The 25287-nt window shown below is 37.6% G+C and carries 20 protein-coding genes and 2 pseudogenes; 7 read left to right on the top strand and 15 right to left on the bottom strand.

Annotated elements, in window-relative coordinates; all coding sequences use genetic code 11:
- Positions 1 to 312: 312 nt before the first annotated feature.
- Together A9Y75_RS17460 and A9Y75_RS17455 are read right to left on the bottom strand one after the other, a co-directional pair.
- Positions 313 to 735 carry a hypothetical protein gene (locus A9Y75_RS17460; RefSeq protein WP_071190804.1) on the bottom strand — a complete coding sequence of 141 codons (423 nt, stop codon included), beginning with the start codon at positions 733 to 735 and terminating at the stop codon, positions 313 to 315.
- 85 nt (positions 736 to 820) lie between these two features.
- Positions 821 to 1177: an iron-sulfur cluster assembly accessory protein gene (locus A9Y75_RS17455; RefSeq protein WP_071190953.1), complete on the bottom strand. Its 357-nt coding sequence runs from the start codon at positions 1175 to 1177 to the stop codon at positions 821 to 823.
- A 329-nt stretch (positions 1178 to 1506) separates the two neighbouring features.
- Here A9Y75_RS17455 and A9Y75_RS17450 point away from each other — a divergent pair, with 329 nt between their 5' ends.
- The 4 genes from A9Y75_RS17450 (at position 1507) to A9Y75_RS17435 (ending at position 6251) form a co-directional block, all read left to right on the top strand.
- Entirely contained in the window at positions 1507 to 3168 is a 1662-nt protein-coding gene (locus tag A9Y75_RS17450) for a hypothetical protein (protein ID WP_071190803.1), read from the top strand.
- A 587-nt stretch (positions 3169 to 3755) separates the two neighbouring features.
- Positions 3756 to 3923, top strand: a complete 168-nt coding sequence (locus A9Y75_RS17445) for a CopG family transcriptional regulator (RefSeq protein ID WP_071190802.1) — start codon at positions 3756 to 3758, stop codon at positions 3921 to 3923.
- Between the two features lie 332 nt (positions 3924 to 4255).
- Positions 4256 to 5707 (top strand): 9,9'-di-cis-zeta-carotene desaturase, encoded by a 1452-nt coding sequence (gene zds, locus A9Y75_RS17440; RefSeq protein ID WP_071190801.1) that lies wholly within the window; start codon positions 4256 to 4258, stop codon positions 5705 to 5707.
- Positions 5708 to 5807: 100 nt separating this feature from the next.
- Complete coding sequence (locus tag A9Y75_RS17435; protein WP_071190800.1) at positions 5808 to 6251, top strand: SRPBCC family protein; 444 nt, start codon at positions 5808 to 5810, stop codon at positions 6249 to 6251.
- Between the two features lie 896 nt (positions 6252 to 7147).
- Here A9Y75_RS17435 and A9Y75_RS17430 read toward each other — a convergent pair.
- A complete protein-coding gene (locus tag A9Y75_RS17430; protein WP_071190799.1) occupies positions 7148 to 7387 on the bottom strand; it encodes a 2Fe-2S iron-sulfur cluster-binding protein in 240 nt (79 codons plus the stop codon).
- A gap of 13 nt (positions 7388 to 7400) precedes the next feature.
- Here A9Y75_RS17430 and A9Y75_RS17425 point away from each other — a divergent pair, with 13 nt between their 5' ends.
- On the top strand, positions 7401 to 7856 hold the full coding sequence (locus A9Y75_RS17425) for a hypothetical protein (RefSeq protein WP_236721444.1): 456 nt from the start codon (positions 7401 to 7403) through the stop codon (positions 7854 to 7856).
- Here A9Y75_RS17425 and cobQ read toward each other — a convergent pair.
- Complete coding sequence (cobQ, locus tag A9Y75_RS17420; RefSeq protein ID WP_071190798.1) at positions 7836 to 9311, bottom strand: cobyric acid synthase CobQ; 1476 nt, start codon at positions 9309 to 9311, stop codon at positions 7836 to 7838. The two genes, A9Y75_RS17425 and cobQ, sit on opposite strands and share 21 nt — an antisense overlap.
- A 343-nt stretch (positions 9312 to 9654) precedes the next feature.
- A complete protein-coding gene (locus A9Y75_RS17415; protein WP_071190797.1) occupies positions 9655 to 10059 on the bottom strand; it encodes an Npun_F0494 family protein in 405 nt (134 codons plus the stop codon).
- 143 nt (positions 10060 to 10202) lie between these two features.
- Between A9Y75_RS17415 and A9Y75_RS17410 the strand changes: the two genes are divergently transcribed.
- Entirely contained in the window at positions 10203 to 10640 is a 438-nt protein-coding gene (locus A9Y75_RS17410; RefSeq protein ID WP_071190796.1) for a peroxiredoxin, read from the top strand.
- 286 nt (positions 10641 to 10926) lie between these two features.
- Here the strand turns inward: A9Y75_RS17410 and A9Y75_RS17405 are convergent, their stop codons facing one another.
- Together A9Y75_RS17405 and A9Y75_RS17400 are read right to left on the bottom strand one after the other, a co-directional pair.
- The gene (locus tag A9Y75_RS17405; RefSeq protein WP_071190795.1) at positions 10927 to 11301 is read right to left on the bottom strand and encodes a hypothetical protein; all 375 of its coding nucleotides are present in this window, start codon (positions 11299 to 11301) and stop codon (positions 10927 to 10929) included.
- 43 nt (positions 11302 to 11344) lie between these two features.
- Positions 11345 to 12220 (bottom strand): ABC transporter permease, encoded by an 876-nt coding sequence (locus tag A9Y75_RS17400; protein ID WP_071190794.1) that lies wholly within the window; start codon positions 12218 to 12220, stop codon positions 11345 to 11347.
- A gap of 219 nt (positions 12221 to 12439) precedes the next feature.
- On the opposite strand from A9Y75_RS17400, the pseudogene A9Y75_RS17395 reads away from it, so the two are divergent.
- Positions 12440 to 12893: pseudogene (locus A9Y75_RS17395) on the top strand (hypothetical protein).
- 82 nt (positions 12894 to 12975) lie between these two features.
- On the opposite strand, the gene A9Y75_RS17390 reads toward A9Y75_RS17395, so the two are convergent.
- From A9Y75_RS17390 to A9Y75_RS17355, 8 genes and pseudogenes are all read right to left on the bottom strand, one after another.
- Positions 12976 to 13995, bottom strand: coding sequence for an ABC transporter ATP-binding protein (locus A9Y75_RS17390; RefSeq protein WP_071190792.1), 1020 nt, complete (start codon positions 13993 to 13995; stop codon positions 12976 to 12978).
- Between the two features lie 175 nt (positions 13996 to 14170).
- Positions 14171 to 14809: a histidine phosphatase family protein gene (locus A9Y75_RS17385; protein ID WP_071190791.1), complete on the bottom strand. Its 639-nt coding sequence runs from the start codon at positions 14807 to 14809 to the stop codon at positions 14171 to 14173.
- 315 nt (positions 14810 to 15124) lie between these two features.
- Positions 15125 to 15868: pseudogene (locus tag A9Y75_RS17380) on the bottom strand (reverse transcriptase domain-containing protein); the annotation flags it as partial.
- A 204-nt stretch (positions 15869 to 16072) separates the two neighbouring features.
- Entirely contained in the window at positions 16073 to 16426 is a 354-nt protein-coding gene (gene avd / locus A9Y75_RS17375; RefSeq protein ID WP_071190790.1) for a diversity-generating retroelement protein Avd, read from the bottom strand.
- 322 nt (positions 16427 to 16748) lie between these two features.
- Positions 16749 to 19913 (bottom strand): SAV_2336 N-terminal domain-related protein, encoded by a 3165-nt coding sequence (locus A9Y75_RS30210; protein ID WP_343232444.1) that lies wholly within the window; start codon positions 19911 to 19913, stop codon positions 16749 to 16751.
- 181 nt (positions 19914 to 20094) lie between these two features.
- Positions 20095 to 21222: a MoxR family ATPase gene (locus A9Y75_RS17365; protein WP_071190789.1), complete on the bottom strand. Its 1128-nt coding sequence runs from the start codon at positions 21220 to 21222 to the stop codon at positions 20095 to 20097.
- A 47-nt stretch (positions 21223 to 21269) separates the two neighbouring features.
- The gene (locus tag A9Y75_RS17360) at positions 21270 to 23411 is read right to left on the bottom strand and encodes a caspase family protein (protein ID WP_071190788.1); all 2142 of its coding nucleotides are present in this window, start codon (positions 23409 to 23411) and stop codon (positions 21270 to 21272) included.
- A gap of 7 nt (positions 23412 to 23418) precedes the next feature.
- Positions 23419 to 24642 (bottom strand): hypothetical protein, encoded by a 1224-nt coding sequence (locus A9Y75_RS17355; RefSeq protein ID WP_071190787.1) that lies wholly within the window; start codon positions 24640 to 24642, stop codon positions 23419 to 23421.
- Between the last annotated feature and the right edge of the window lie 645 nt (positions 24643 to 25287).

Here is a 25287-nt window from a genome sequence, read left to right as displayed (position 1 = left end):
TTTCATGTGTCCTGGTGTACGCAGTTCATGATGGCTACTTATATAGGAGATTGCAGATCAATGAGGTACAGAATCAATACGTTGGATAACGCGGACTGCTTCACGACTGTGAGTGTGTAAGACTTCTTTGGATAACTGTTGTTGACCATAAAATGCTGCCAGTAGCCAATCTCTCCTGACTCCTGACTCCTGACTCCTGACTCCTACTTATATGCTTCTAGAATTAGTAATCATAATTCGTAATTACTAATGAATTACGAATTACTTATCCCTAACGGGACTGAGGAACTATTACGACTGAAAAATTACAAATTATTTTTCAAATAGCCATTTTTGGACTTTTTCTAAACTCTTCCAATCTGGTTTTCTGCTTAAACCATCGGCAATGCTACTTTTAATTTCATCTTCCCATTCTTGGTTGACAAAAATCAACTGTTGTGCAAAGTCGATGTGTTCGCGCAAACCTTTTTGACCTGTTTCCAGCATAGCTAAGGCCAGATTAATCCTGGCCTGTGGGTCTTGTGGATTTAACTTGACTGCTTTATTTGCAGCTTTGTAAGCTAAGTTGGCTTTGTTATCGAGTAGATATAACCAAGCCAGACAAATCCAAGCCGAACTAGTTTTAGGAGAGCGATCGCACACTTCTTTAAATACCGGAATGAGCGATTCTACCGATTCCCCGGCTTTATAACGTTCTAAACCTGTGTCAAACAGTTCTTCAATTGTTGTAGTCATTGGTCATTGGTTATTGGTCATTGGTTATTGGTCATTAGTCACTAGTTATTCACAACTGACGACTGACCACTAACAATTGACTATATTACACACCAAATGACTTGCCGCAACCGCAGGTTTGGGAGGCGTTAGGGTTAGTGAATTGAAACCCACCACCGATCATGGCATCACTATAATCGAGCATCAAACCGTATAGGTATAGCAGGCTCTTAGGATCACAGACAATTTTGAAGCCATCATAATCAAAAACTTCATCCTGAGGGGTGATCTTACTACTGTCCTCAAAATCCATCATGTAAGACATCCCGGAGCAACCACCTTGACGGACTCCTACCCGTAAACATAAATCTTGTTCATGCTTACCTTGAAGAGATTTTACCTGGTGTAATGCTGATTCGCTCAACAGAATGCCGCGTTGTTTAGCTTGAGTCGCTTGTGTCATGTGCTGTTTCAACTCCTGATTTAATCTCATCATTACCCGGCACAGGCTTGTAATAGCCTTGGGGTTGCTCTTTCTAGTTTTGTTCTATTCTAGCTGCATTGATGTCTCTAGATGCTAAAAAAGTAAACACTTTGTCAACAGAGAAGCCGGATTTTTATTCTAGAATTGAGAGATTCGGTGTATTTAGAGATAGGGTATTTTTCTTTTGCCAGCCTTGGAGCCATCAGAGCAGCAACCATTCTTTAAATACAGCAGGGAAAATATGATCCGAATCTTTGTCATTCCCCACAGTTTACTTCTAAATAGCTTTTTTTTGATTAACTTACTCTATGACAAGTTTTAATCGCTCTACCAGTCGTCGGTTGAAGAAATTAACCCAAATTCCTTCTGTATGGGAGGGCGATCGTCGTCCATTGTCATCATCACAAACTCAACCCAGAGACTCGGAGTCGAAGGGAGAATGTATTCTCTGGGTGGATGGCTCCCAAGGTATTGTTAGAGGTATGGATGTGGTATCCCCAGAACTGGGGCCAGAAGCAATTGTTCGTACCTTAATGCGAGCCATTGAGCATCCACAAAGTCCAGCTAAACCCGCCAGACCCCAAAGAATTGTGGTGCGAGACCGGGAAATTCAATTTTACCTGCGCGGGGTATTGCAAGATTTGGATATTGCCATTGACTACTCACCAGAATTACCTTTGATTGATGAACTGTTTCGCTCTTTTGCGGATATTATCGATAGTCAAATTCCCGATTTACCCCCACAATATGCAGAAATCCTCCAAGATAAGGCTTTTGCAATATGGGAAGCGGCTCCTTGGGAATTTCTGGAAGAACAGCAAATTTTATCAATAGAAATCAACAAGTGGGATGTGGGTACACTCTATACCTCAGTCATGGGAATGCTGGGAATGGAGTATGGAATTTTGTTTTATCGTTCAGAAGATTCTCTCAAGCGATTTCGTGCTGATGTTTTAAGGGATGAAGAATCAACTCAGGGTTTAGAAGAAGCTTTCCTCAAGCAGGATTGCTTTTTTCTCACCTTTGAACAAGATGAAGATGAAGATGAAGATTTAGGCGATTTACCAATCTCGGAAATTGAACCTACTTTCGGGAATATTCACCCCTTGGAAGGATTACGATCAGTTTTGTATGAGGAAGAAGCCCTGATTGTTTTTGTCGCTCTCGAAAGTTTAATTCGCTTTATGCGCGATTACCGTCGTCAATTGTACGAAGATGATTTTCCCACTCTCAGCCGACGTTATCGCATTTCTTTACCCAATCTTGATCAAGAAGCTAAATCAGTGTCTGTAACTGTCTCTACTATGCCTAAATTGGCAGCAGAATTAGAGAAAATGGCTGGCTTTGAAATCCCAGATGAAGATGACGACTACACAGCCTTGCATTCCTTACGGGATGACTTGATCCCAGAAGACTCTTTCCTCAGTTTAGGGGTGATTGCTTGGGAGATGTTAGATTCTTTACGCAAGGAGGTAAATTACCATCCAGTCGAGAAAATCAATCAAGTGGGTGATGGATTACCGGTGATTTTAGTTCAAACTTCCCGTCCTAAGGCGAAAATTGTGATTGAAAAGATTGAAGCGGCTGGGGGACTGAAAGCTATTTGCTTTAATCCAGGAGTTGATCCCTTTGATGGAGATTCTTACACAGCAGTTATGCCTTTTCAGACGCAACCCGAACACTATCGCTATGACTTGGGTTTGTTACAAACAGAGAATGGTGAGTTGTTCTTGTTTGGGGAATTTTTAGATAACGATCCCGTCCATGTCGAAGCTCGGAAAAAATGGAATCAGCGCTGTCAAAATACTCAAGGCTATTGCGCCTTAATCATTGCTAAAGGACTTACAGGGGCTTCTCGCGGTAATCCGCAGTTAAAAGACATGATGGCTCTATTTGAGGCGCGATCGCTCTCTCCCCAAGAGTTAGGACTCGGTACTCTCCAACTTATGCCCCAACTAAAACTTGAATAATCAGCTATGTAATTACCACAGATAAACATTTTTATCCCAATTTTATTGCCAGGGTGTTTATCTATGGCTTTTACAATAAAATTAAACTGCGTTCACTGCATTCTTTTTTGTAAAGAGAGACAATAATTAAGTGGAAAGGCATAACTAAAGATCACTATGTAAATAACTTTTGATGAGTTTAAAACCCTCTTCTCTCCTGTTTCTAGCAAAACTGCCCTTGCCTACAGGATTTTGCTCTGTCTTCGTAGTTTCTCTGTATCGTCAAAGGCGTGGCTGCACCAACCCGGAGCGTCTTTATCGTTAATAATAAGCACGCTTTAACGATACTGGTTCACCAGTCGCACTGTTATGGGGAAGCAAGCTACATGGAGTCAGTGGCTTTCTCAGACCGCATTGTTTCTACTCCAGCCTTTTCTAACGGCAAAAATATTTATGCCCACTTAGCAAAATTATTTATACTTTGAAAGATGAAAAATCAGCATGATATTAATGACATTGCTATTTCTCTGAGGCAAAGTCTGATACTATCATTTTTTACTTTTGCAACCAAAAAATTAGTTTCACAGTATTAATATACAGCAAATTGCATGACAAATAAAAAATGGGCCGTTAAACGTATAACTGTTAACCTAGCAACACAGGAAGCGGAAAAATTAGAAAAATATTGTCAACAGACTGGTAGACCCGCTACTGATGTAATTAGAGAACTCATTAGAGGTTTACTCCTCTCTGAAGAGGCTAAGGAGAAAGGCTAAAGGAGGTGGGGGATGGGGAAATATAGCAGGTGACAGGGAACAGGTGACAGGTGACAGTCTGAAAAGTCTTTTGGTGTCTAGGTTTTATAATCAGTTGGTGTCCTAACCGCCCTGTCCGTTGCTATAAATTTTAGATTTGAGATTGGACTTAATTAAATACAATCCAAAATCCCACATCCAAAATTTCATACCCAATCACCAATTCCCAATTCCCAATTCCCAATTCCCAATTCCCAATTCCCAAGCAAGTAGCAAATTCCGACACTAACACAGTTACAATTTGTAAAGAAACTGATAGCGCCGCATGGCGTAAGCCATAAAGGAACGAGGGAATGCGCGTTGCAATTGTAGGTGCGGGACTAGCTGGGCTGGCAACCGCAGTAGATTTAGCTGATGCAGGTTGTGAAGTCGAAATTTTTGAATCTCGTCCATTTGTGGGCGGCAAAGTTGGCAGTTGGGTAGATGGTGATGGCAACCATATTGAAATGGGGTTGCACGTATTTTTTGGCTGCTACTACAATCTGTTTGAGTTGATGCAGAAGGTGGGAGCAGGGGAAAACTTACGCCTCAAAGAACATAGTCATACTTTTATCAATAAAGGTGGACTCACTGGGGCTTTAGATTTCCGTTTTATCACTGGTGCGCCTTTTAATGGGTTAAAGGCATTTTTCACCACTTCCCAACTTTCACTACAGGATAAATTTCAAAATGCGATCGCTCTGGGAACTAGTCCCATTGTTCAAGGTTTGGTAGACTTTGACGGAGCGATGAAAACTATCCGCAAGTTAGATAAAATCAGCTTTTCCGACTGGTTTTATAGTCATGGAGGCAGTAAAGGCAGCATCAAACGCCTATGGAACCCTATCGCTTACGCCCTGGGTTTTATCGATTGCGATAATATTTCTGCCCGTTGTATGTTGACAATTTTCCAGTTTTTTGCTGTCAGAACTGAAGCTTCAATTCTGCGGATGCTGGAAGGTTCACCTCACGAATATTTACACAAACCAATTGTTGAATATTTAGAAGCCAGAGGCACAAAAATCTATACCCGTCGCCAAGTCCGGGAAATTCAGTTTGCTGAATCTAATGTTCCTGGGGGGGAAGAAACCCGCGTTACTGGTATATTAGTTGCTCAAGGCGATACAGAAGAAGTGATCACTGCTGATGCTTATGTCTGTGCTTGTGATGTCCCCGGAATTCAGCGGGTTTTACCCCAAGCATGGCGCAAGTGGTCAGAATTTGACAATATTTATAAACTTGATGCTGTTCCAGTCGCTACAGTGCAGCTACGGTTTGATGGTTGGGTGACGGAACTGGAAGATGACCAAAAGCGGAAACAGCTAAATCATGCGGTGGGAATAGATAATTTGTTATATACCGCAGATGCTGATTTTTCGTGTTTTGCTGATTTGGCTTTGACTAGCCCAGCAGATTATTATCGTCCTGGGGAGGGTTCGTTGTTGCAACTGGTATTGACACCGGGAGATCCTTTTATTAAACAGAGTAATGAAGCGATCGCACAACACGTCCTTAAACAAGTCCATGAACTGTTCCCCTCTTCCAGAGATTTAAACATGACTTGGTACAGTGTGGTAAAACTGGCTCAGTCTTTGTACAGGGAAGCACCAGGAATGGATGCGTACCGTCCTGACCAAAAAACACCTATACCTAATTTCTTCTTGACAGGTAGTTATACCCAGCAAGATTACATTGACAGTATGGAAGGTGCAACTATTTCTGGACGACGTGCGGCTAAGGTGATTCTGGAAAATGTGAAGAAATAGGTGACAGTTAAGAGGGAATAGGGAATAGGGAATAATGATTTAATTACCCATTACCAATCCCCAATTACCAATCAATCTAAAATCTAAAATCTAAAATCTAATGGCTGAATGGTTAGAGCATAGTGTGCAGGTGGAAGTTGAGGTTCCTATAGAATTAGTATGGAGCCTCTGGTCTGATTTGGAACAAATGCCTAAGTGGATGAAATGGATTGATTCGGTGAAAATTTTGCCAGATGATCCTGAAATATCTCTTTGGAAATTGAGTACAGGTGGTTGGGATTTTACCTGGAAATCTCGCATTCTCAAAATGGTTCCTAAGCAAATTATTCAATGGGAATCTGTTGATGGTTTACCGAATCAGGGTGCAATTCGCTTTTATGATCGTCATACTAGCAGCGTTGTCAAAATGACGGTTTCCTATGCTATTCCTGGCTTGCTTGGTAAACTCATGGATAATTTGTTTTTGGGAAAGGTGGTGGAGTCCACCATTCAAGCGGATTTAGAACGGTTTAAAGAATACGCTTTGAATGTGAAAGCAAATTAAGCTTACTGTAATAAAACCCAACAAATCATCAATGTTGGGTTATTTTATCCCTATGCTGCCTTTTAAGCGGATTTGGAGAGGTTTAAGGAATATGCTTTGAATTTAAAAATTGTCACATCATTCAATAGTTTGACCACGCTTAACAAGAGTAAAAATAAGATACTGTAATAATGCGTAAAGATACTATTTAATAAGCCCAAAAAACTGCTATTTCGTAAATTCTTCAGTGAGATTGCCTGATAACTTGCTTAATCGCAAAAACAAAGGTGCTAGTTTTTAGTTAGCACCTTCGTTTTTTATTAGAAAAACATTTTTCCTTGGGGTCGGGAACTCTAAACCATGATTCAGCCTATTAAATTTGCTTACAAGACTGATCTAGTTTTATGCTCCAAGGAGTACCCAAGGCTCACAAAACTTATAATAACCCTTATTTCAAAATTTGTCAAGTGTCAAGAATAAATTGACAAACTAAATTTTATTTATCTTAAGTATATTTTTATCCAGAAAATGTGTATATTTTTGTATAAATATTGAATGTAATATTAGTATGGTTGACAATATTAGCGTATATGATAATCTATGTAATGTTTTCTCTAGACCACGCTTTTCAACTTATTTAAAAGCTACTAATTACGACAAATTAAAAGCCTTGGAATTGTATAAACTAAATTTACAACTTTCTGAAGCTTTATATCCATTATTATCTGTGTTTGAAATAACTTTAAGAAATCGAGTTGTTAACGTTCTTTTTAAATACTATGGTTCTACCTGGTTTAACGAAAAGCTAAACTCAATTTTTTTAGTATCTACATTGAAGATACTATATTGGTAATTAAAATTTAAGCTGGGACACAGCATTGCTGTACCCCGATTGCGTATTCCTGATAACTAATTATTTACCACGTCGGATCGCTAAACAAATTAATGGTCAATTCGTCCTTTCCTGGTGGAACTGGGGTAATGCAAGCACGAATGACTTCTCCATCATCTAGTTCCACGGTGCAAGCATGACAAGACCCCATCAGACAACCAGTAGGAATTGATACCCCTGCCCGATCTGCGACATCTAACAGGGATTCTCCTACTTCAGCATTAACGGTGACATCATCTGGTAGAAAGCGGATGCTAATAGTCATTGGTCATTGGTCATTGGTCATTGGTCATTGGTCATTGGTCATTGGTCATTGGTCATTGGTCATTGGTCATTGGTCATTGGTCATTGGTCATTGGTCATTGGTCATTGGTCATTGGTCATTGGTCATTGGTCATTGGTCATTGGTCATTGGTCATTGGTCATTGGTCATTGGTCATTGGTCATTGGTCATTGGTCATTGGTCATTGGTCATTGGTCATTGGTCATTGGTCATTGGTCATTGGTCATTGGTCATTGGTCATTGGTCATTGGTCATTGGTCATTGGTCATTGGTCATTGGTCATTGGTCATTGGTCATTGGTCATTGGTCATTGGTCATTGGTCATTGGTCATTGGTCATTGGTCATTGGTCATTGGTCATTGGTCATTGGTCATTGGTCATTGGTCATTGGTCATTGGGTAATAATTACAAATTACAAATTACCCATTATTTAAGACAAAAAGGGATTTAAGTTTAAGTGATTTTCTATTTGGGTAGCTAAAGAGTCCAACATCTGTTCTCGCTGTTCTCTGTAATTAGCAACACCAGTGGGCAAAGATTTTAAACCTCGTTGTTGACGGAGACGGTTAATCCAAGCACGTCGCCAAGGGCCATTATCAAAAAGCCCGTGTAGATAAGTACCCCAAACAGATTGGCAACTATCTACTAAGCCTAAATTAGCATCATCAAATAGCGGTTGACAGGATTGTTTATCATCTTGGGTTTCTAAGCGCGATCGCCCTTGGTGGATTTCAAATCCATTCACAGGTAAGCCCATCTGCGGATAATTGGAACTAACTTGGCGCTGACGGGCGATTTTTTGTCCAGTAATCACTGTTTTGATTGGTAATAGATTTAACCCCTGAAATCTACCCGCTTGCCCCTCAGATCCCTCTGGATCTGCTATGATTTGACCCAGCATTTGGAAGCCACCACAGATGCCTAAAACTGTTCCCCCAGAAGCTGCATAATTTTGAATTGCTTCCGCCATGCCACTTTTTTGCAGCACGATTAAATCAGCAATTGTGGTCTTTGTTCCGGGAATAATTACGGCATCAGGATGTCCCAAATCTTGCTTTGGACTCACGTATTTTACTGAAACTGTTGGTTCTGATTCCAGTGCATCAAAGTCGGTAAAATTGGCAATTTTTGGTAAGCGGATGACAGTAATATTTAATTCAGCTTGGACTTTATGGGGTTTGCGTTCTAGCAAGTCTAGGGAGTCTTCCGCTGGAAATACTTGTTCTAAGTAAGGGATGACACCGACAACCGGAATACCCGTTCGTTCTTCTAACCATTTAATTCCCGGTTGGAGAATTGAACGCTGTCCCCGGAATTTATTAATGACTACCCCTTTAATTAAAGCGCGTTCGTCCGGTTCTAGTAACTCTAGGGTTCCAACTACGTGAGCGAAAGCGCCGCCTCGGTCAATATCTACTACTAACAGAGTTGGTGCATTTAAATATTTTGCCACCCGCATATTGGTTAAGTCGCGGTGCTTCAGATTAATTTCTGCTGGACTACCTGCACCTTCACAAACCAACAAGTCACATTCTGTTTTTAAATGTTGTAAGCATTCTTCAATAGTGCGCCAACCTAGTTCAAAATATTGCTCGTAATAATCTGTAGCACTAACAGTACCTACGGCTCTACCTTTAAGGATAACTTGAGAGGTCATATCCCCTTGCGGTTTCAGTAAAATTGGGTTCATTTCCACTAAGGGAACGACTCCCGCAGCCCAAGCTTGCACCGCCTGGGCGTAGCCTATTTCTCCACCACTGGCAGTAACATAAGCATTTAAAGCCATATTCTGACCTTTAAAGGGAGCTACTCGCCAACCACGCCGGGAGAGAATGCGACAAATGGCTGTAGTAATCAGTGATTTACCCGCGTGGGATGTTGTTCCCACTACCATAATTGATTTCATAGTGTGACTATTAATGTAATGTTTTTTAGATTTAGTAAGTAGGTTGGCGTTAAAAATTGTCGTTATGACAAGGGAACAGGGAACAGGGAACAGGTTTTGAGCCAATTTTACTTTTCGTTACATATTTCTGTTTTTCCCCGTCCACCTACTTAAAGCAATTTCAGGCTTAAAGAAAAAGTGCAATTCGGCAGAAATACAGCTTACTGCACTTGGCAATTATCAAGATGCTTCCATAACGCGCACGCTTTAGCACTACGCGGCTATACAGGCAAAATCCACCCTGGTAGATTTCCCACCCTAGTTTTCACTTTGGCTTGCTTATCTTAACTTGTTAATTTTTCATCTAAAAGGGTAGTCGAAACCAACGAGTTATGGCATTGTATAAGCGATCGCTCAATGAGGGACTACGCCAATCTTTTTCTGGGAATTTTTCTACCAACTGATGACCTAGGGGAGTTAGGCGAAAACCGTCTGTAATTCCCTGTCCATCGACTTCTCGCCGCAATACTCCCACTTCGATTAGCCAATCAAAGGCGTTATCACAGGACAATTCTGATAAAGGACGTTTGGTGTAGCCTAGTTTATAACCATTTTCCATCGCGATCGCACTGACGGAAACGCTTTGGTTACGCATCGTGATAAATAAACTGAGCTTGAACGGGGAACAAATGAGCGATCGCTCGGCTCTTTCCAGGGTAGTCCGCGAATAGACAAAGGGTTTGGTGTTTGGGGAATCAACAGCGGTCATGATTTAGGAGTTAAGGAAGTGGTGAGAATGAGCAAAAGGATATTATTTGTAAGTTATGCTATTTTTTCTCAAATTTATTTAAATATTGTAAATCATTGTAAAATTTCAGGTGCATCAACAATCTGAAACAGGAAAGGTTAATTATGCCACTAACAGTTGGTACAGATGCGCCTGCATTTACCGCTAAAGATACAAACGGCAACACAGTCTCATTATCTGATTTTGCTGGTAAGACGGTAGTTGTATATTTCTACCCCAAAGATGATACACCGGGCTGCACCAAGCAAGCCTGTAGTTTCCGGGATGCCCAATCTGAATATCAAGGTAAAAATGTTGTGGTGTTGGGAGTAAGTGCTGATGATCAAGCTGCCCATCAAGCATTCACCACTAAATACAATTTGAATTTCCCTTTATTGGTTGATACCGACAAAGCCCTGATCACAGCTTTTGATGTAGATGGTGGTGGTTATGCCAAGCGCGTCACTTTCGTCATTGACCCCAATGGTAAAATCGTCCATGTTGACAGTGCTGTTAATACCACTACCCATGCTAGTGATGTTTTAGCAGCATTGGGCTTGTAGTTCGTCACCCTGACTGGTGGATTTTAGAGTTTAAATTTTCAATGGGAAAACAAATCTAAAATCTAAAATCCAAAATTGTTTCAGAGGGAACTCTTAACGGGCAACTCTTCACAGAAAAAACTCATGTTTAAAGACATGAGATTGAAATAAAATAATGACACTGTTTTTTGACTGAGCTTTAAACTCAGCAAATGAGTGTTTCTTATCTGTTCCCTGTTCCCTGTTCCCTTTTTTTGTAACCTCAACTCCTACCCAAATCCGGGTTAGGGGTTGAGGTTTTAAGTTTTCATTTAGAGGGTAGGATAATCAAAGATGGTGTATTTTCACCAACTACATCTGGTGAAATTGAGGTTGGCTGCTGCGGAGTTTGCATCAGTTTGTCTTGTCTGGCTTTAAATGCTGCGGCTGCGTCATCCAATTGCTGATTCTGTTGCTCAGGATTCCAGTTGTTAGTCCCAAAGTTTGCTCTATGAATCATATCCAGCATATCGAACCCTGAGCCATTACCGGAAAGTGAATTGGTATTGCGTTCGCTGTCCAAACCACCAAAGGGTTGATTAGGATCAGCTAAACTGGGTGGTGCTACTAGCAGAGACGCAAAGCTAATGCCGGCGAAGGTCGCAACCAAGATTTTGTGAACTGGTAAAAATGGTCTTTTCATGAAATTTCCCCTCACATTTTGCCAACTTGATTATGCTTCTATCTTAAGCAAGTGTCTTGCGTAGTTGGGGTTGAATGGTGAGTAAAGCCACTACAGCAAATCCCAACAAGACTAGCAATGCTCCCCCAAAGGTAACATCACCCCAAAAGGCGTGCATGACGACATCATTTAATCCCCAAGTGCTATGTAGATACAAATAGCGAATGGGTTCAATAGCATAGCTGAGAGGATTTAGGGTTGCGATAACCTGCAACCAACCGGGCATAAAGGATAAAGGTGCTAAAGCTGTGCTGGCAAAGAGTAAAGGCAGGTTTGTGACAAAAATTACCGCGATTAGTTCGATGTGTCCCGGTAAAGCAAAAGCCAAACCGAGGGAAATAGCGGTGACACCCAAAGCCAGCAGCAGGACAATGAGAGCGATCGCACTTAATCCCGCTGCATCAGGTAAACCAGCCCCTAGAAACGCCGCAGCTGCCACAATTACAGCCGCTTGCAGTAAACTTTGGCTAATAATGAAAATGGCAGAAGCAAACACAATTGAGAACCGAGAAGCTAAAGGTGCAACCAGCAACCGATTTAAAAAGCCAAATTCTCTGTCAAACATTACAGGTAAACCGGCATTCAAAGCCCCAGCAAAAGCCGTAAATACTATTACACCTGCGGACAGAAATTGTCCGTAATTTGTCGTACTTCCAAATAAACCTTTAGGGGCATTTTGGAATAATGCACCAAACAACACCAACCACATCACCGGTTGAATAATTCCCGCTACCAGACTAGAAGGACGGCGTTGTAATTGGATAAATAGACGACGAGTTAAAGCCAGTGTTTCTTGGACTAATTCACTAAAGAAACTGGGAGTAGTATCTGTAACTACCGTAGGTGGGGTTAGTTGTTGCCAATTGATATCAGTCTTCATAGCAATTTTGTCATTTAGTTATACAGAGTGATAAAATTAACCAGTAAAGATTATAAATATTTTTGTAATTTTTAATTAGCAAAGAATATTTATAATTCTTAACACCTTATTATAACAAAAAATCATTGAGAGACTGTTCACAAATCAATACACCAGATAAATGAGGATTTTTCGTGTTTCCATAAACTCACTTATAGAGTAATCAACAGTTCAAATTTTATGACTCGACAACCACATGATCAATTTGCAAAAGAATATCTAGAGGAATTATTGACTTCTTTAGGTAATGTAGAAACCAGCAAAGATGTTAAAAGCGAAGTTCGGGAAATAGATGTTTGGTTTGTTCCCAATAATTCAGCGCAAAAATATAGAGGTGAAAGATAATGTAAATGATGAAGAGAGGGAGTTGATTATGAACTTATCACCAGCGTATCTTAAACAACGTGAAGAATGGCGACAAGAAGGACTGCAAGAAGGTAGACAGGAAGGTAGTTTAGACGGACAGCGTTTAATAGTAGTGAGTTTACTAACAGGTCGTTTTGGCGCTTTAGATGAGGAATTATCTGCTATGGTTACTCCGATTATGGAGCTTTCTTTAACAGAAAGAACTGAGTTACTACTCAATTTGTCGAATATTTCTCGTGAGGAATTATTGGCTAGGTTGGGAAATTGATTTCCCTAAAATTGTGAGAATTTAGGAATTAGGAGAAACAGAAATATTCTTCTTGGATCTCAATTCCTAATTCCCAATTACCCTATCTCATATTTTGCTTTTTCTCCGCTTTAGGATCACGATTAGCCACAGCAGCTAATTCGGCATCCATCAAAGTTTTTCCAGTTGCAGCCAGGTAAACATCATCTAAACTAGGACGAGATTGAGCAATACCAAAAATCGGTAAACCGACATTATTTAAGGCTTGCTGAATAGTAATTAAAGCGTCATTTTGGGGAGTGACTACCAAATTCAAGGAGTTACCTTGAGCGTTATTGATGATGATTTCTTGGACAAAAGGTAAAGCTTCTAGTAGATTTTTAGCAATGTCTGCTTCGTCGCTGGGTGAAAATTCGCGGATACGCAGGGTAATGCGATCGCCCCCAACTTGGTCTTTTAACTGCGAAGGTGTACCATTAGCAATAACTAGACCGCGATCTATGATTGCTACCCTATCAGCTAAAGCATCAACTTCTTCTAAATAATGGCTGGTAATCACAACCGTAGTTCCCGCAGCGCGTAACTTTCGCAGAAATTCCCATACCACAAAACGGCTTTCAATGTCAAGCCCTACCGTTGGTTCATCCAAAACTAACACATCTGGAGAATGGAGTAAACCAGCAGCCAAATCTAGGCGTTTGCGTAAACCACCAGAATAGGTTCCGGTTTTTTTATCTGCGTATTCTTGTAAACCCAGTAAATCCAATACAGTGTTAATCCGCTGTTTAATCACTGCACGAGGAAGATGATAAAGTGCCGCTTGCAATTGCAGCAACTCCTTACCCGTCAACACCTTATCTAAAGCCACTTCCTGAGCCACATAACCCAGCTTTTGCCTGGCTAATTTGGGGTGATCTAACGCCGAAATTCCCGAAACTTCGATTTTGCCAGCATCAGGGGTTGTCAGCGTACACAAAGCCCGGAGAGTAGTAGTTTTACCTGCACCGTTGGGTCCGAGTAAACCAAAGATTTCTCCAGGTTGTACCTGAAAGGAGACATCTTTGACGGCTTCAACAGTACCGTAGCGTTTTTGTAGATTTTCAATTAAAACGGCGGGAGCCATGACAGCTATAATCCCTAACTATACAATTCTCAACAATCTATCTTCTATTGTACGAGTTAGGCGTTAGCTGTGATGAGTTCTGTTCTACTTTTCTTGATCACCCTCTTCTGACTCCTGACTCCTGACTCCTGAATTCTGAATTCTGCTATAAGTCAGGGTTTTCTGGAGATGTCTATCATGTTCCTGGACGAGAGCGAATATGATCAGGTATATGATGACGATCGCCTAATACTTCTAACAAGGGACCATTAACATCAAATTTAACCATACTTACCGATGCGACCAAAATATTCACCCGATAGCGGTAGCGTCCCAAATCAATTCCCAGTAAACTGCAAAGCAGAATCCGAATCGTGGCTTTATGGGAAACTACTAAAACGTTACCTTGGGGATATTTTTCTTGAATTTCCGCAATTACAGGCATAGAACGGTTAGCAATATCTACCGCAGTTTCTCCACCAATGGGCGCATTCCAAGCGGGTTCTGTTAACCAGTTCACATAGTTTTCTGGGTAATTTTCTTGAACAAACGATTTACTCTTGGTTTCCCATTGTCCGTAACTACCTTCTCTTAATCCTTCCCGCACCTGCATCTCTATACCAGTAGCATCACAAAATGGCTTGGCGGTTGCAACTGTGCGCTTCATTGGACTAACATAAACCGCTGACCAATTCAATTTTTGATAAACATCGGCAAAACTCTCTGCCATCTGCATTCCTTCAGAGGTCAATTCTGCATCAGTTTTACCGCAGAAGTTACCACTTTGACTAAAAGTAGTTTCGCCATGTCGCAGTAAATATAAATTGAGTGTCATAGCTGGCGATGGGGATAAAAAAGTTTGTGTAAAAATAAAATATCTCAATCTCGCAATTGAGTATGTGACACCAGGACAAAAGACATCTCTGAAAAAGTCAATTCCCTCACCTACTGTTGTCTGCGACTTCTAAAGTAACGGATGAGAGTATTGTACCAAAGCGATCGCTACGAGAACACCGCAGACATGGCATGGCTCTAGGTTATCACCAATAGACATCTCCGAGAATTGAATGTGCGTGGTTTGAAACCCGTGTAGAGACGTTCCATGGGTAGGGATTCTCGGCTCTACAATATTTACCGGAGATGTCTAATTAGCATCTGCCAAAAACTCTCTATCATCTGAAAATAAGACAAAATCATCAACATAACGCAGATATTTCCACGCCTTTAACTTGTCTTTAATAAAATGATCTAAATAGTTAAGATAGACATTAGCAAAAAATTGGCTGGTAAGATTCCCAATTGGCAAACCCCGTTGTCTTTCTAGTGGCGTTAGTAATTGGTCTCCCGGAAAATATTCAACTACTGCGAATTGTTCATTGCTATTATCAATTAAACTATCTATTAACCAAAGTGTATCCGGGCATTTTAATTTATTATGTAGCAATGTTTTGAGAATTTCATGGTCAATACTAGGAAAATACTTTTGGATGTCGCACTGAAGAATATAGCGATTAGACCGCGCAAATTTAGTAAAACGACGTAAAGCCCGATGACTTCCAAATCCTACCCTATTTGCATAGGAATCATTGATAAATGTTGGTTCAATTAAGGGAACAATAATATTACATAAGGCATGATGCACTACTCTATCTCGATATGGTGCGGCGGAAATCATTCTCGTTTTTGGTTCTTTTATGTAAAATGTTCTATATTCACCTGGTTGATAAGTTTTATTGATTAGCTCTTGTTGTAATTTACTTAATTCACTTTCTAAGTTATAATTAAATTCTAAAACATTGTATCGAAATCTTTTACCTTTTTGGGCTTTTTTGGCTGATGCTAATATATTTTCAAATTCAACTATTTGAGGATAAAGATTACCATAGCGTTTCATAGGATTTTTGGTAATTGTTATACTAGCAAACTCGTGAAAAATAGACCCCTCTCCAAACCTCTCCCCGTTGCGGAGAGAGGCTTATAAGTTATTTTTTTCATTAGGAAAAAGTAAAATTTCTAACCGTTTTGAGTATAATTGGTAATTGGTAATTGGTAATTAAATCTCTATCTTAATCCTGTTCATCCTGATTCAGACAGGTTACTAATTTTTAATCACTGGTCGTTGATTTTGTTGTTTAATCCAGCCGCCTAATTCCATGCCAATCTCGTTGATTGCTTTGCCAGCATATTCATATCTATGAATAGGAATTAGCTGAAAATCTAGTAATAGTCTAGTTTGATAGCGGATAATATCTAATTGACTATTTAGAGGTTCTAATTGCATCAATTTTTGTTTGGCATAACGAACAATGATTAAACCTTCGAGTAATTCATATAATTCTTTTATCATCCTGTCTCCTAATATGAATTTATGGTCTTTGGGAAGACGGTTAAGAATGGGAACATACCATTTAATTAAATCATAAGTTTTTTGGATAATCGGTAATTCTTCCATTTAACTGCTAATTAATTTTTTAAAATTATCAAGGTTCAACATTAAGTTATTTGATTTAACCCACGCCAAGTTTTGACTAAGCAATAACTGTTTTTAGTAAATTAATTTTTCTTAGTCGTACTGTTTATAGTATAGCTGACAAAAAATATAAATCAAAAATTATTTTCTACCCATGAAATCCCCAATTTCTGATATTAATTGATGATTTATTGACAAAATAAACCAAGAAGTTAGAGTTTTTATCATCTTTTCAAAAAAATTTCTCGCTACGCGAGGGAGATAAGACAAGAAAAGAGCAAGAGGACAAAAGCGCATAGTGCTACTAAGTCCTCGCCGCACCACTACAGACAACCCGAAAACCGACATTGTTGTAGTAATCGAGGTTGTAGTTGTTGCGAAAAGCAGAACGGCAAATACCAGGATAGTTGCTCCACGAACCACCGCGCAGCAGCTTTTCGTCATTACCCTCTTCATCACTTAACCATGCGCTTTCATCTGTAGGCGCACCTTCATAGTTACTATGCCAATGGTCTTGACACCACTCCCATACATTGCCGTGCATATCGTATAATCCAAAGTTATTAGCTACTCCAAAACTCCCTACTTCTGTTGTTTCTTCTCTGTAAACTCCTTTAGATCCTTGACCATAAGTATAGTTACCATCATAGTTAGCCAAATCTGTTGTAATCGTCTCTCCAAAGTGAAATGGCGTGGTAGTTCCCGCTCGACAGGCATATTCCCATTCTGCTTCACTAGGTAAACGGTAGGTTCTACCTGTATATTGAGAAAGGCGTGAGCAGAACTCAACCGCATCTTCCCAAGAAACTCGCTCTACAGGACGATTTGCACCTTTAAATCTAGATGGATCTGGTTTGAGTTCACGGTTTACTTGGGGTAACTGTGCCACAAATCGCCATTGTGCTTGGGTGACTTGATATTTACCCATAAAGAAGGGTTGGACTGTGACAGAATGTTGGGGGATTTCATCTTCTTGGTGTTCCAATTCTTCTGGAGGAGAACCCATGATAAAAGTGCCACCGGGAATTAACATCATTTCTAGTTGAGCATCGTTAGCTAAGTCTTGAATAAAACCTGTAGCTTGTGCTGAATAACGGTCAATAGTTAGGTTAGACTGCTCAAGATCAGTTAAATCTTCTTCTGTTTGGTGAGATACTGCTTCCTCAATATTTTCTAGAGTATTATTAATATTAGATTGACTAGATTGATTAGCTGTTATAACTGCAACTTCAAAATTAAAAGTTTGTGGATTGATGGAATCATCTATAAGAATGATGGTTTTAACTTTAAATGTAAATTCCTGTAATGGAGGAGGATAAACAGCTTCAAATCTACCTCTAAAATCTATTCTGCCTTTATTGCGATCTTGTAACCATCCTTCAAATAACTTACCTGTTTGATGTTCTTCCCAAAAATAACTATCTTCACTATTTATTTTAAAAGTGATACTAGCTTCTGTTTGATTATCAACAAAACTCCAAGATAGGGTTTGTTCTTCTAGTTTTAAATTTTGAATTACTGAGAAAACCAACTGTGAACGAAATTGGACTTTACCTTGTGGAGAAATTAATAAATATATAGGAAATGAATTTTGTAATGCGTCATTCTCAGTAGCAATTTCTTCTACTGTTTCATCCCACTTACCAGTTGAGCTAGGTGATTTAAATTCACAAATATATTCTCCAGCAAAATGTTCAAAGAATTGTTTTTCACTCTCTGGTGGATTTCCCTCTCGTTTAACTCGTTCTGCAAATTCAGCATATTCTCCACCAAATTCTTTGAGAACTTTTAAAGAAATGGCAGCATAAGCTTTTTCTAAATTTCCTTTTTCTCCATCGTCCTCTAATGATGGTTGTTTTAATAAAGCAACACATTCTTTTAAAGACTTGCCTATTTGTTTTTCTATATAATCTGATATGGTATCAAAAATAAATCGAGAATCACTAAATGGCGCGTCTTCTAATAAAATATTCCTAATTCCTGGTACTACTTCATCAAATATTACTCCATCAGGATTAATATCTGTGGTAATATCAGTTAAAGGTTTAAGTATTCCTCCTAACAAAACTTCAGCCGTATGCACGGGTCTAGATTCACGTAATAAAATTTCTTGCACTAAGCGAATTACAGGTAAGCTAATTAAAGGTGCAGCCATTAATAATCCTGCTAATTTCCGTCCTAAAGGGGATGAAATCCGCCGGAAACGTTCAATTCTTTCTTCTGCATTTAAGTTACTAATTTGAGTTTGAGGTAATTGAGGTGGTGTAGTAAAATCTGAATCGTGAGGGAAAATAAAACCACCATTGATTTTATTATAGTTTCCAACTAAAAACGCCGCCCAATTACTAGCAACTTCTGGTTCTAGTGTTAAAACAGGAATTTTTGACCTATTTTCTAAATCAAAATCTTTCCAGATTAGAAGTTCATGAATGCGTAAATTACTATTAGCAACGTCTGATATTGAACCTCCATTTCGATTCACTAATCTGACCGCAGCACCTACTCTTAATCCACTTCTTAACCAGAGAGTGTTAGGTAACATTTGTAAAATTGCTAGGGGTTGATGTTTTGTCCAATGCTGTAAAGCAGAAAGAATAGTTCCATCAAACCACATTGGGGCGACACAATCACTAACAATTAAGATTAAACAACGTCCGGTGGGATCAATTAATTCTTGAAGGTTCTTAATTTGAACATTTTTCGTCTGTTGTTTACCAACTTTAGCCTTAATAATAATCTTGTCTTTATCTTTAGTTAATCCCCAAGTCCGAACCTCTCGAAAAATTCCGTAATGTTCTAATATTTCTTTTAATTCTTCAATCAGCTTCCGCCAAATTATCATTGATGAATTATCATCTATAACTAAGGCTAAATCTAACCAAGGTTCAGGTTCACTTTTGAGGACAGGAATACAGATCCTTTGTTCACCCGTACTTTGTTCAGCTATAAGTTTAACTGTTTCTATTTCATCGAGTATTGTTTGTCTTCCTGAATCTACCCGACGCATTAAAGGACGTAATGCTTTAACAAATTCTAATGGTTCTCTTAATGAACGGGGATCTGTATGTCTAATGGGTAAGGTTTTTCCTTTAATTTTATCATCAAAATTATTTGTAGAAGATGAGGGAGATATTGGAACTTCTCGTTTATCTGGTTTTAGAGGTTTAGGTTTGTTAACAATTAATCCTTTTTGCTGAATCAAGATATAAAAATACAAATAAAAATAAAAAGCTAATAATCTGAAGTATTGGTCATGTAATGTAGCGATCGCTAATAAATAAAAATAATACCCGAAATCAGCAATGCTTCCATCATAAAGTTCTTCTTTTGGTGTTTTCGCTGAATATTCTTGTTGTTTTAAACCCAACCAAATAACATCTGCAATATCTTCTCCCGTCATGTCATATTGAGCATTCAAACGGGATATTAATTGTTTAAATTTGTCGTTCTCTAAGATTGATTCAGCCATTTTTTCATTTTGATGTTCTTTTAATTTGATATATACTCTAAACGGCTTCAGCTAAAAATGGTTTATCTGTTAGTTTCCACAACCGCCAGGAACGCCAGGGAATAAATTCCCTGTCTAATAGCTCAAGTCCGTTAAAACGGACTAATAAATTTGTTTCTACCGTTCTCTTTATGTAAAATAATCACTCAATTTCACTAAGTGGTTTCATTAGTAAATCTCGAATTGCTTGTTTTTTCTGTTCATCTTGAGGACTATCTTCATGGGTAATGACGTAAATTGCATTTAATAATTGATCTGTGGCTTTATCCATTGCTTCCCCTACTTTGGGAACGAAGTGTTTAATTAATTGATTAATTTCTTGAGTTTTTTGATTAAATAATTCTTCGCCAAAATGAGCTTTAACGATTATTTCTAATTCATCTGATTCAGGATCTGGCATTCTCACTCGTAAACATCGCCGTTTAAAGGCTTGAGGAAAATCTCTTTCTCCATTACTGGTCATGATAATAATAGGAAAAGCATAACATTTTACTCGCCCACTTTTAATATTGACATCAATATCTTCATCTTGAGTTTGTACTTCAAATATGTTATCCTTATTTTTATCTTTAGAACGTCTAACTAATTCAGGAATTTCAAATTGTCCCTCTTCGAGTAAATTTAATAAATCGTTCGGTAGGTTAATGTCACTTTTATCAATTTCGTCAATTAATAATACTCTAGGTAGATAGGATGGTAAAAAAGCTGTTCCTAATGGTCCTAATTTTATATATTGTCCAATGGGTTGTTCTTCACTTTCTTTGTTATTGGCATCTTGGAGACGAGCGATCGCATCATAGCGATATAATCCTTCTTGCAAGGTGGATCTGGCTGTAATTGACCAAGATAATACAGGACCTAAGTTTAATTCATAAGCGATCGCATAAGCTAAAGATGTTTTTCCTGAACCGGGATTTCCTGTTACTAATAAAGGTCGTCTTAAATAAATTGCTGCATTCACAGCATCTCTCACTTCAATTGCTTGGTTAGATTCAGAAAGTCTAAAGTTTTGCCCTTTTTTGATTTCTCTTTCTTTCTTTTTCGCTAATTCAATTAATCTATTAAAGCGGGTTTTATCTACAGTTTCAGGAGTTTGTATTTCTGAAGATGTTTCTACATTATGATTCGTGACAAAATCTTCCTCTTTACCAAACTGTCGCCAAGGAGGAGATTTAATATCTTTTATTTTTTGTCGCAATTTTGTAATTTCCTCTTCTGTTAATTCTTGTTTACATTCACCTTTACCATGAAATAAATACCATTCCTTCATAATTGTCCTCCTTGTGTATATTGGTTAATTAGTTGATTAAATATTAGTTAAGAATCCCAACCTATTAAAACATCACCACCTACTAAACAATGAAATTGAGAATGTACCCGATGGGGATGGTCAAATAGGAAACCAAGATGATATCCTAAATATTCTTTTTGTTTGTCTACAACATAGGCATTTTCTCGAATTGTTCTAATTGATTCAAATAATATATCTGGATTTTTTAAACTATCAATGTTTAAAATATTTTCTAAAAAATTTTCAGGGTGTGCTATTTTTTCCTCCTCTCTAATTTTTAAATTTTCTAATGAATCTTCTCTTAACCAAAATGCAAAAGGAAGACCACAGGTTAAAACACTTGCTAAGAATTCCTGAATATAACAGGTATACTGTTCATTAAGTAAAGGAACATTCATATTGATACCAATTATGCCCTGTTTTTCCACATTTCTCCTAAAGTCTCTCCAATTATATGCTTGTGTTTGGTTTAGATCAGCTTGATTAAAATAGTATATTTTTCTATTAACTTCTTCTTGTTGTTGTAATTCATCTAATGTATTACAATTTTTTTTAAAAATATTATATAATTGATTATCATTAAAACGTTCGTAAGAACGAAGAACTAATTTATATCTATAACCAAACCACTCTGAGTTATTGTTATCCTCAATTTCAGGAGCAAAATTGACCAAATAATTCTTAGGTAAAAATAATTCAATTGTTAATCTGTTGTAATTTTTATTATCATTCATAATTTTGTAAGATTGATCAATTAAAGAACAATAATTTTTACAAATATCATTTTCGTCACTATTAATTGTTTCAAAAACATGAGGGTGTTTTGTTGGTGATTTTGAATGATCATTTTTCTGAAAAATTAATTCTGCTTTTAACTTAAATTGCTTATTAAGTGTACGTCTATTTATCATAACAGGCTCGCAGATAATCAGTAAATAAGGATCTCCTTTTTTATAAATATCATTATCATTAGATGTATTCTGATTTTTAGGTATAATTTTGATGAGGTTATTAAAAGTATCTTCGGTTATGCTAAAACTTTCTTTTGTTTTGTTAATCCAAGTTTCTAAATCTGATTTTTTATCTAATATTGCTTGTTCTGTAGATTGATATTGATAAAGATGATAAGCAAATCCCAGCATTAATTTTATATCAACTTGATAACTATCCTTATGTTGTATGTTCAAAAAAATATCTTTTAAATAAGGAAAATTATCTGTTTGTGATAATTCGCTATAACTTCCTTGAGGATCATTAGAAAACTGTAATAATATTTCATAACAAATAGATTTTATAATATTCCACTCAATATCATATATTATTTTCGATAATTCCTTATATTGTTGTTCTAAAAAATTAGAGTTTATTGCAGATTGATTTAATCCTATTTCATTACCATCTTCATCTATCAAGTATAAAGAAATCGGCTTTGGCTCATCATTATATTGATTTTCAAATGTATTTACTACATTGTCTTGAATTTCTCGCATTTCTTTAGGAAGAAGCAGCTTGTCTTTTTTTTGTAATTCTTCTAGCAACACCTTAGAAAATAATCCTGTTTTCTCAGCATCAAGATTTTTAGCTCTATATCCTTCTTTTGTTGCAAATAAAATAACCTGTTGACGTTCTTTTATTAAAGGACTTGTGTAAGGATATTCCTCTTTGGGGAATAATGATACTTGATCATGATAATCAGCACAGGCATCAATGATCAATATTTGTTGATTAAAAGTTCCAAAAGTATCTGACTTTAAAGATTGTAATAAAGATTGTAAATTGAGATTTTGTTTTCCATCGTCATAGAATAACCGACGATCTTGATAACCATTGCTAATACCATGTCCACCCCAATATATATACAATAAATCACCTTGTTCTTTCTTTTCAGGAATTTTTTCATTAATTGCTTTATAAATATTGTCACGGGTAGCTTTTTGTTTTTTATCCCATAGAGATTTGAAGTTCTGATTATTTTTTAGTTTATCTGGTTCAGCTAACTCAGAAATATAAAGCATAATATTATCAAGAGGAACATCTCTATCAAGCAAGCACTTTGCAAAATCTAAAGCATTTGCAGCCGCTCCAGGTAAGTCCCAACTTGAACCAGGATCATATTTTTCTATACCAATAACTACTGCATAAGTGTTTTGAGGATTAGGATTACTCATCTTACTTTTATAATCCTTGAATTCTTGGTAAAATATATTTCCATGTAGCCTTATTATTCCAATAAGCACTATGAGATTGGGGAAAAGGTTGTTTATTATCTACTTGGATATCTTGTACACCGGGAAAAATATTACTTCCAATATAACTTAGGAAATCTTGTAGATCATAAATATTTAGCCATTCAGGAAAACTTTGAGGTAATCGTTTATCCCTATCACTATTAAATTCTAAACTTTGCAGAGCATTAACTTCATAAAAATAAGGAGCTTGTGAACCAACGGTTATTAATAGTTTAACTTTTTTTATTACTTTTTCTTCGTTCAATAGTTGTTCAACTAATAAATCAACACAAGCAATTCCTCCCAAACTATGAGCAAGTAAAACCACTGGAGGTTCAGCTTTTTCAATATATTTATAAATCAAATCTCTAATTTTTTGACCACGCCCTTGATAAAGTAATACATCACCGACTATTGGATAGGTTGCATCTGAAATAAATCCTCTGTTGCGTTTGAGATAATATGTTGCTAGTGGTGATTGAGCAAATTTTAAAATTTGCTCTTGTAACCAATCTCCAATACCACGCTCTGAATCTATAATTTCATAACTAAGAGATTTAATCACATCATCTCTTAAGGTCGAATCTGTCAAAATCGGTGCAACTATTTTGTTCTCTTCGCAAATAGTAATTGATGTAGCAATAATGGCTCTAGCGATCGCATCCCGATATTCTGTTAAAGTATTATCTGAAATAGTTTTTAGTCCATCTTTATATGCTAGTGATTTAACAACATTTTTACAAGCATCTGCAAAAATATCTGCAATTCCACATTTTTGTAATTCAGCTTGTAAATTATCTGAAGGTTGAAAATTTTGTACTTTATTATCTAGTTTTTCGCTTGGCTTTTCTTGACGCGGAGTAAAACCCTGTTTTTCTGGTGTTTTCAATGATAACAACCGCAATTCATACAAAGGATCTTGATATAATTGCGTCCAACGGATAATATTTTCATCAGGTTGAGTTGCTTGATTATCATTTTGAGTAGAATCATAGAGAGGAATAGAAGCACCATCGGCATTTAATCTAGCTCCTAGAGAATCCCCCCATGCACAAGAAACTACTGTTAAGTTTGGTAGTCCTTCCAGAAGTTTCCCTTTAATTTGTGTAAATGTTTGTGAAAGGACAGGTTCTCTGACGGAGATTCCATGAATAAATATTACTGTTGTCATAATTGATTTTTGATTAAAACTATTTTTACTACAGCAAATTTACTGAGTGATACCTACGGTCAGCGATAGCGAAGCGCTGCTGCAAGCAGTTCGTTAATGCACTGACTACCACATGAGTTTTCGACGTGCCAGTTAGCTCAACATAGTTGTTGAGTTCTTAAAGTAGAGATGAAGGCATTCTGATAGCGATTTGCGGTTTCCCCCTAGCTGAGATTGCGTAACTATACGGCATACTACCAACTGTATAATAAAGTATTGCTACTTCTAAACAACTCTTAACTGAAGTAACCTCTTTCACACAAACGATTGGTTATGGCTAGTGCCGGAGGTAATCACTTGTGTCTTATACTTTGCTTCAAGGGCATCTTCAGAATTTTTGCTAATATCAAATCTTGTAATTTTTTATATCCTGTAAATCCTGAAATCCTGGTTATCCTGATTCAGACAATTTTTTAGATAATAACCGTCCCTAGGATCATACACCTAAATAATAGCATAAAAAGTCAAGAGGTCAAGAACCTAGTAAAATCGTTTAACTATTGCCAAGATTCTCAATAATCTTGAGAATGAACCTAGCATATTCTCAATAAACATAGTCGTATACTTTTTTTGTGAAAATCAGATTTGAAAAACTTATATGAGTCA

The sequence above is a fragment of the Trichormus sp. NMC-1 genome (genome assembly GCF_001858025.1).
Taxonomy (GTDB): Bacteria; Cyanobacteriota; Cyanobacteriia; order Cyanobacteriales; family Nostocaceae; genus Anabaena.
This window is presented reverse-complemented; position numbering and strand designations above follow the sequence as displayed.

Excerpts from the sequence above, each read along its gene's own strand:
- A9Y75_RS17460 (WP_071190804.1), bottom strand. The coding sequence starts at position 735 with ATGACTACAACAATTGAAGAACTGTTTGACACAGGTTTAGAACGTTAT.
- A9Y75_RS17455 (WP_071190953.1), bottom strand. The coding sequence starts at position 1,177 with ATGACACAAGCGACTCAAGCTAAACAACGCGGCATTCTGTTGAGCGAA.
- A9Y75_RS17450 (WP_071190803.1), top strand. The coding sequence starts at position 1,507 with ATGACAAGTTTTAATCGCTCTACCAGTCGTCGGTTGAAGAAATTAACC.
- A9Y75_RS17445 (WP_071190802.1), top strand. The coding sequence starts at position 3,756 with ATGACAAATAAAAAATGGGCCGTTAAACGTATAACTGTTAACCTAGCA.
- zds (WP_071190801.1), top strand. The coding sequence starts at position 4,256 with ATGCGCGTTGCAATTGTAGGTGCGGGACTAGCTGGGCTGGCAACCGCA.
- A9Y75_RS17435 (WP_071190800.1), top strand. The coding sequence starts at position 5,808 with ATGGCTGAATGGTTAGAGCATAGTGTGCAGGTGGAAGTTGAGGTTCCT.
- A9Y75_RS17430 (WP_071190799.1), bottom strand. The coding sequence starts at position 7,387 with ATGACTATTAGCATCCGCTTTCTACCAGATGATGTCACCGTTAATGCT.
- cobQ (WP_071190798.1), bottom strand. The coding sequence starts at position 9,311 with ATGAAATCAATTATGGTAGTGGGAACAACATCCCACGCGGGTAAATCA.
- A9Y75_RS17415 (WP_071190797.1), bottom strand. The coding sequence starts at position 10,059 with ATGACCGCTGTTGATTCCCCAAACACCAAACCCTTTGTCTATTCGCGG.
- A9Y75_RS17410 (WP_071190796.1), top strand. The coding sequence starts at position 10,203 with ATGCCACTAACAGTTGGTACAGATGCGCCTGCATTTACCGCTAAAGAT.
- A9Y75_RS17405 (WP_071190795.1), bottom strand. The coding sequence starts at position 11,301 with ATGAAAAGACCATTTTTACCAGTTCACAAAATCTTGGTTGCGACCTTC.
- A9Y75_RS17400 (WP_071190794.1), bottom strand. The coding sequence starts at position 12,220 with ATGAAGACTGATATCAATTGGCAACAACTAACCCCACCTACGGTAGTT.
- A9Y75_RS17390 (WP_071190792.1), bottom strand. The coding sequence starts at position 13,995 with ATGGCTCCCGCCGTTTTAATTGAAAATCTACAAAAACGCTACGGTACT.
- A9Y75_RS17385 (WP_071190791.1), bottom strand. The coding sequence starts at position 14,809 with ATGACACTCAATTTATATTTACTGCGACATGGCGAAACTACTTTTAGT.
- avd (WP_071190790.1), bottom strand. The coding sequence starts at position 16,426 with ATGGAAGAATTACCGATTATCCAAAAAACTTATGATTTAATTAAATGG.
- A9Y75_RS30210 (WP_343232444.1), bottom strand. The coding sequence starts at position 19,913 with ATGGCTGAATCAATCTTAGAGAACGACAAATTTAAACAATTAATATCC.
- A9Y75_RS17365 (WP_071190789.1), bottom strand. The coding sequence starts at position 21,222 with ATGAAGGAATGGTATTTATTTCATGGTAAAGGTGAATGTAAACAAGAA.
- A9Y75_RS17360 (WP_071190788.1), bottom strand. The coding sequence starts at position 23,411 with ATGAGTAATCCTAATCCTCAAAACACTTATGCAGTAGTTATTGGTATA.
- A9Y75_RS17355 (WP_071190787.1), bottom strand. The coding sequence starts at position 24,642 with ATGACAACAGTAATATTTATTCATGGAATCTCCGTCAGAGAACCTGTC.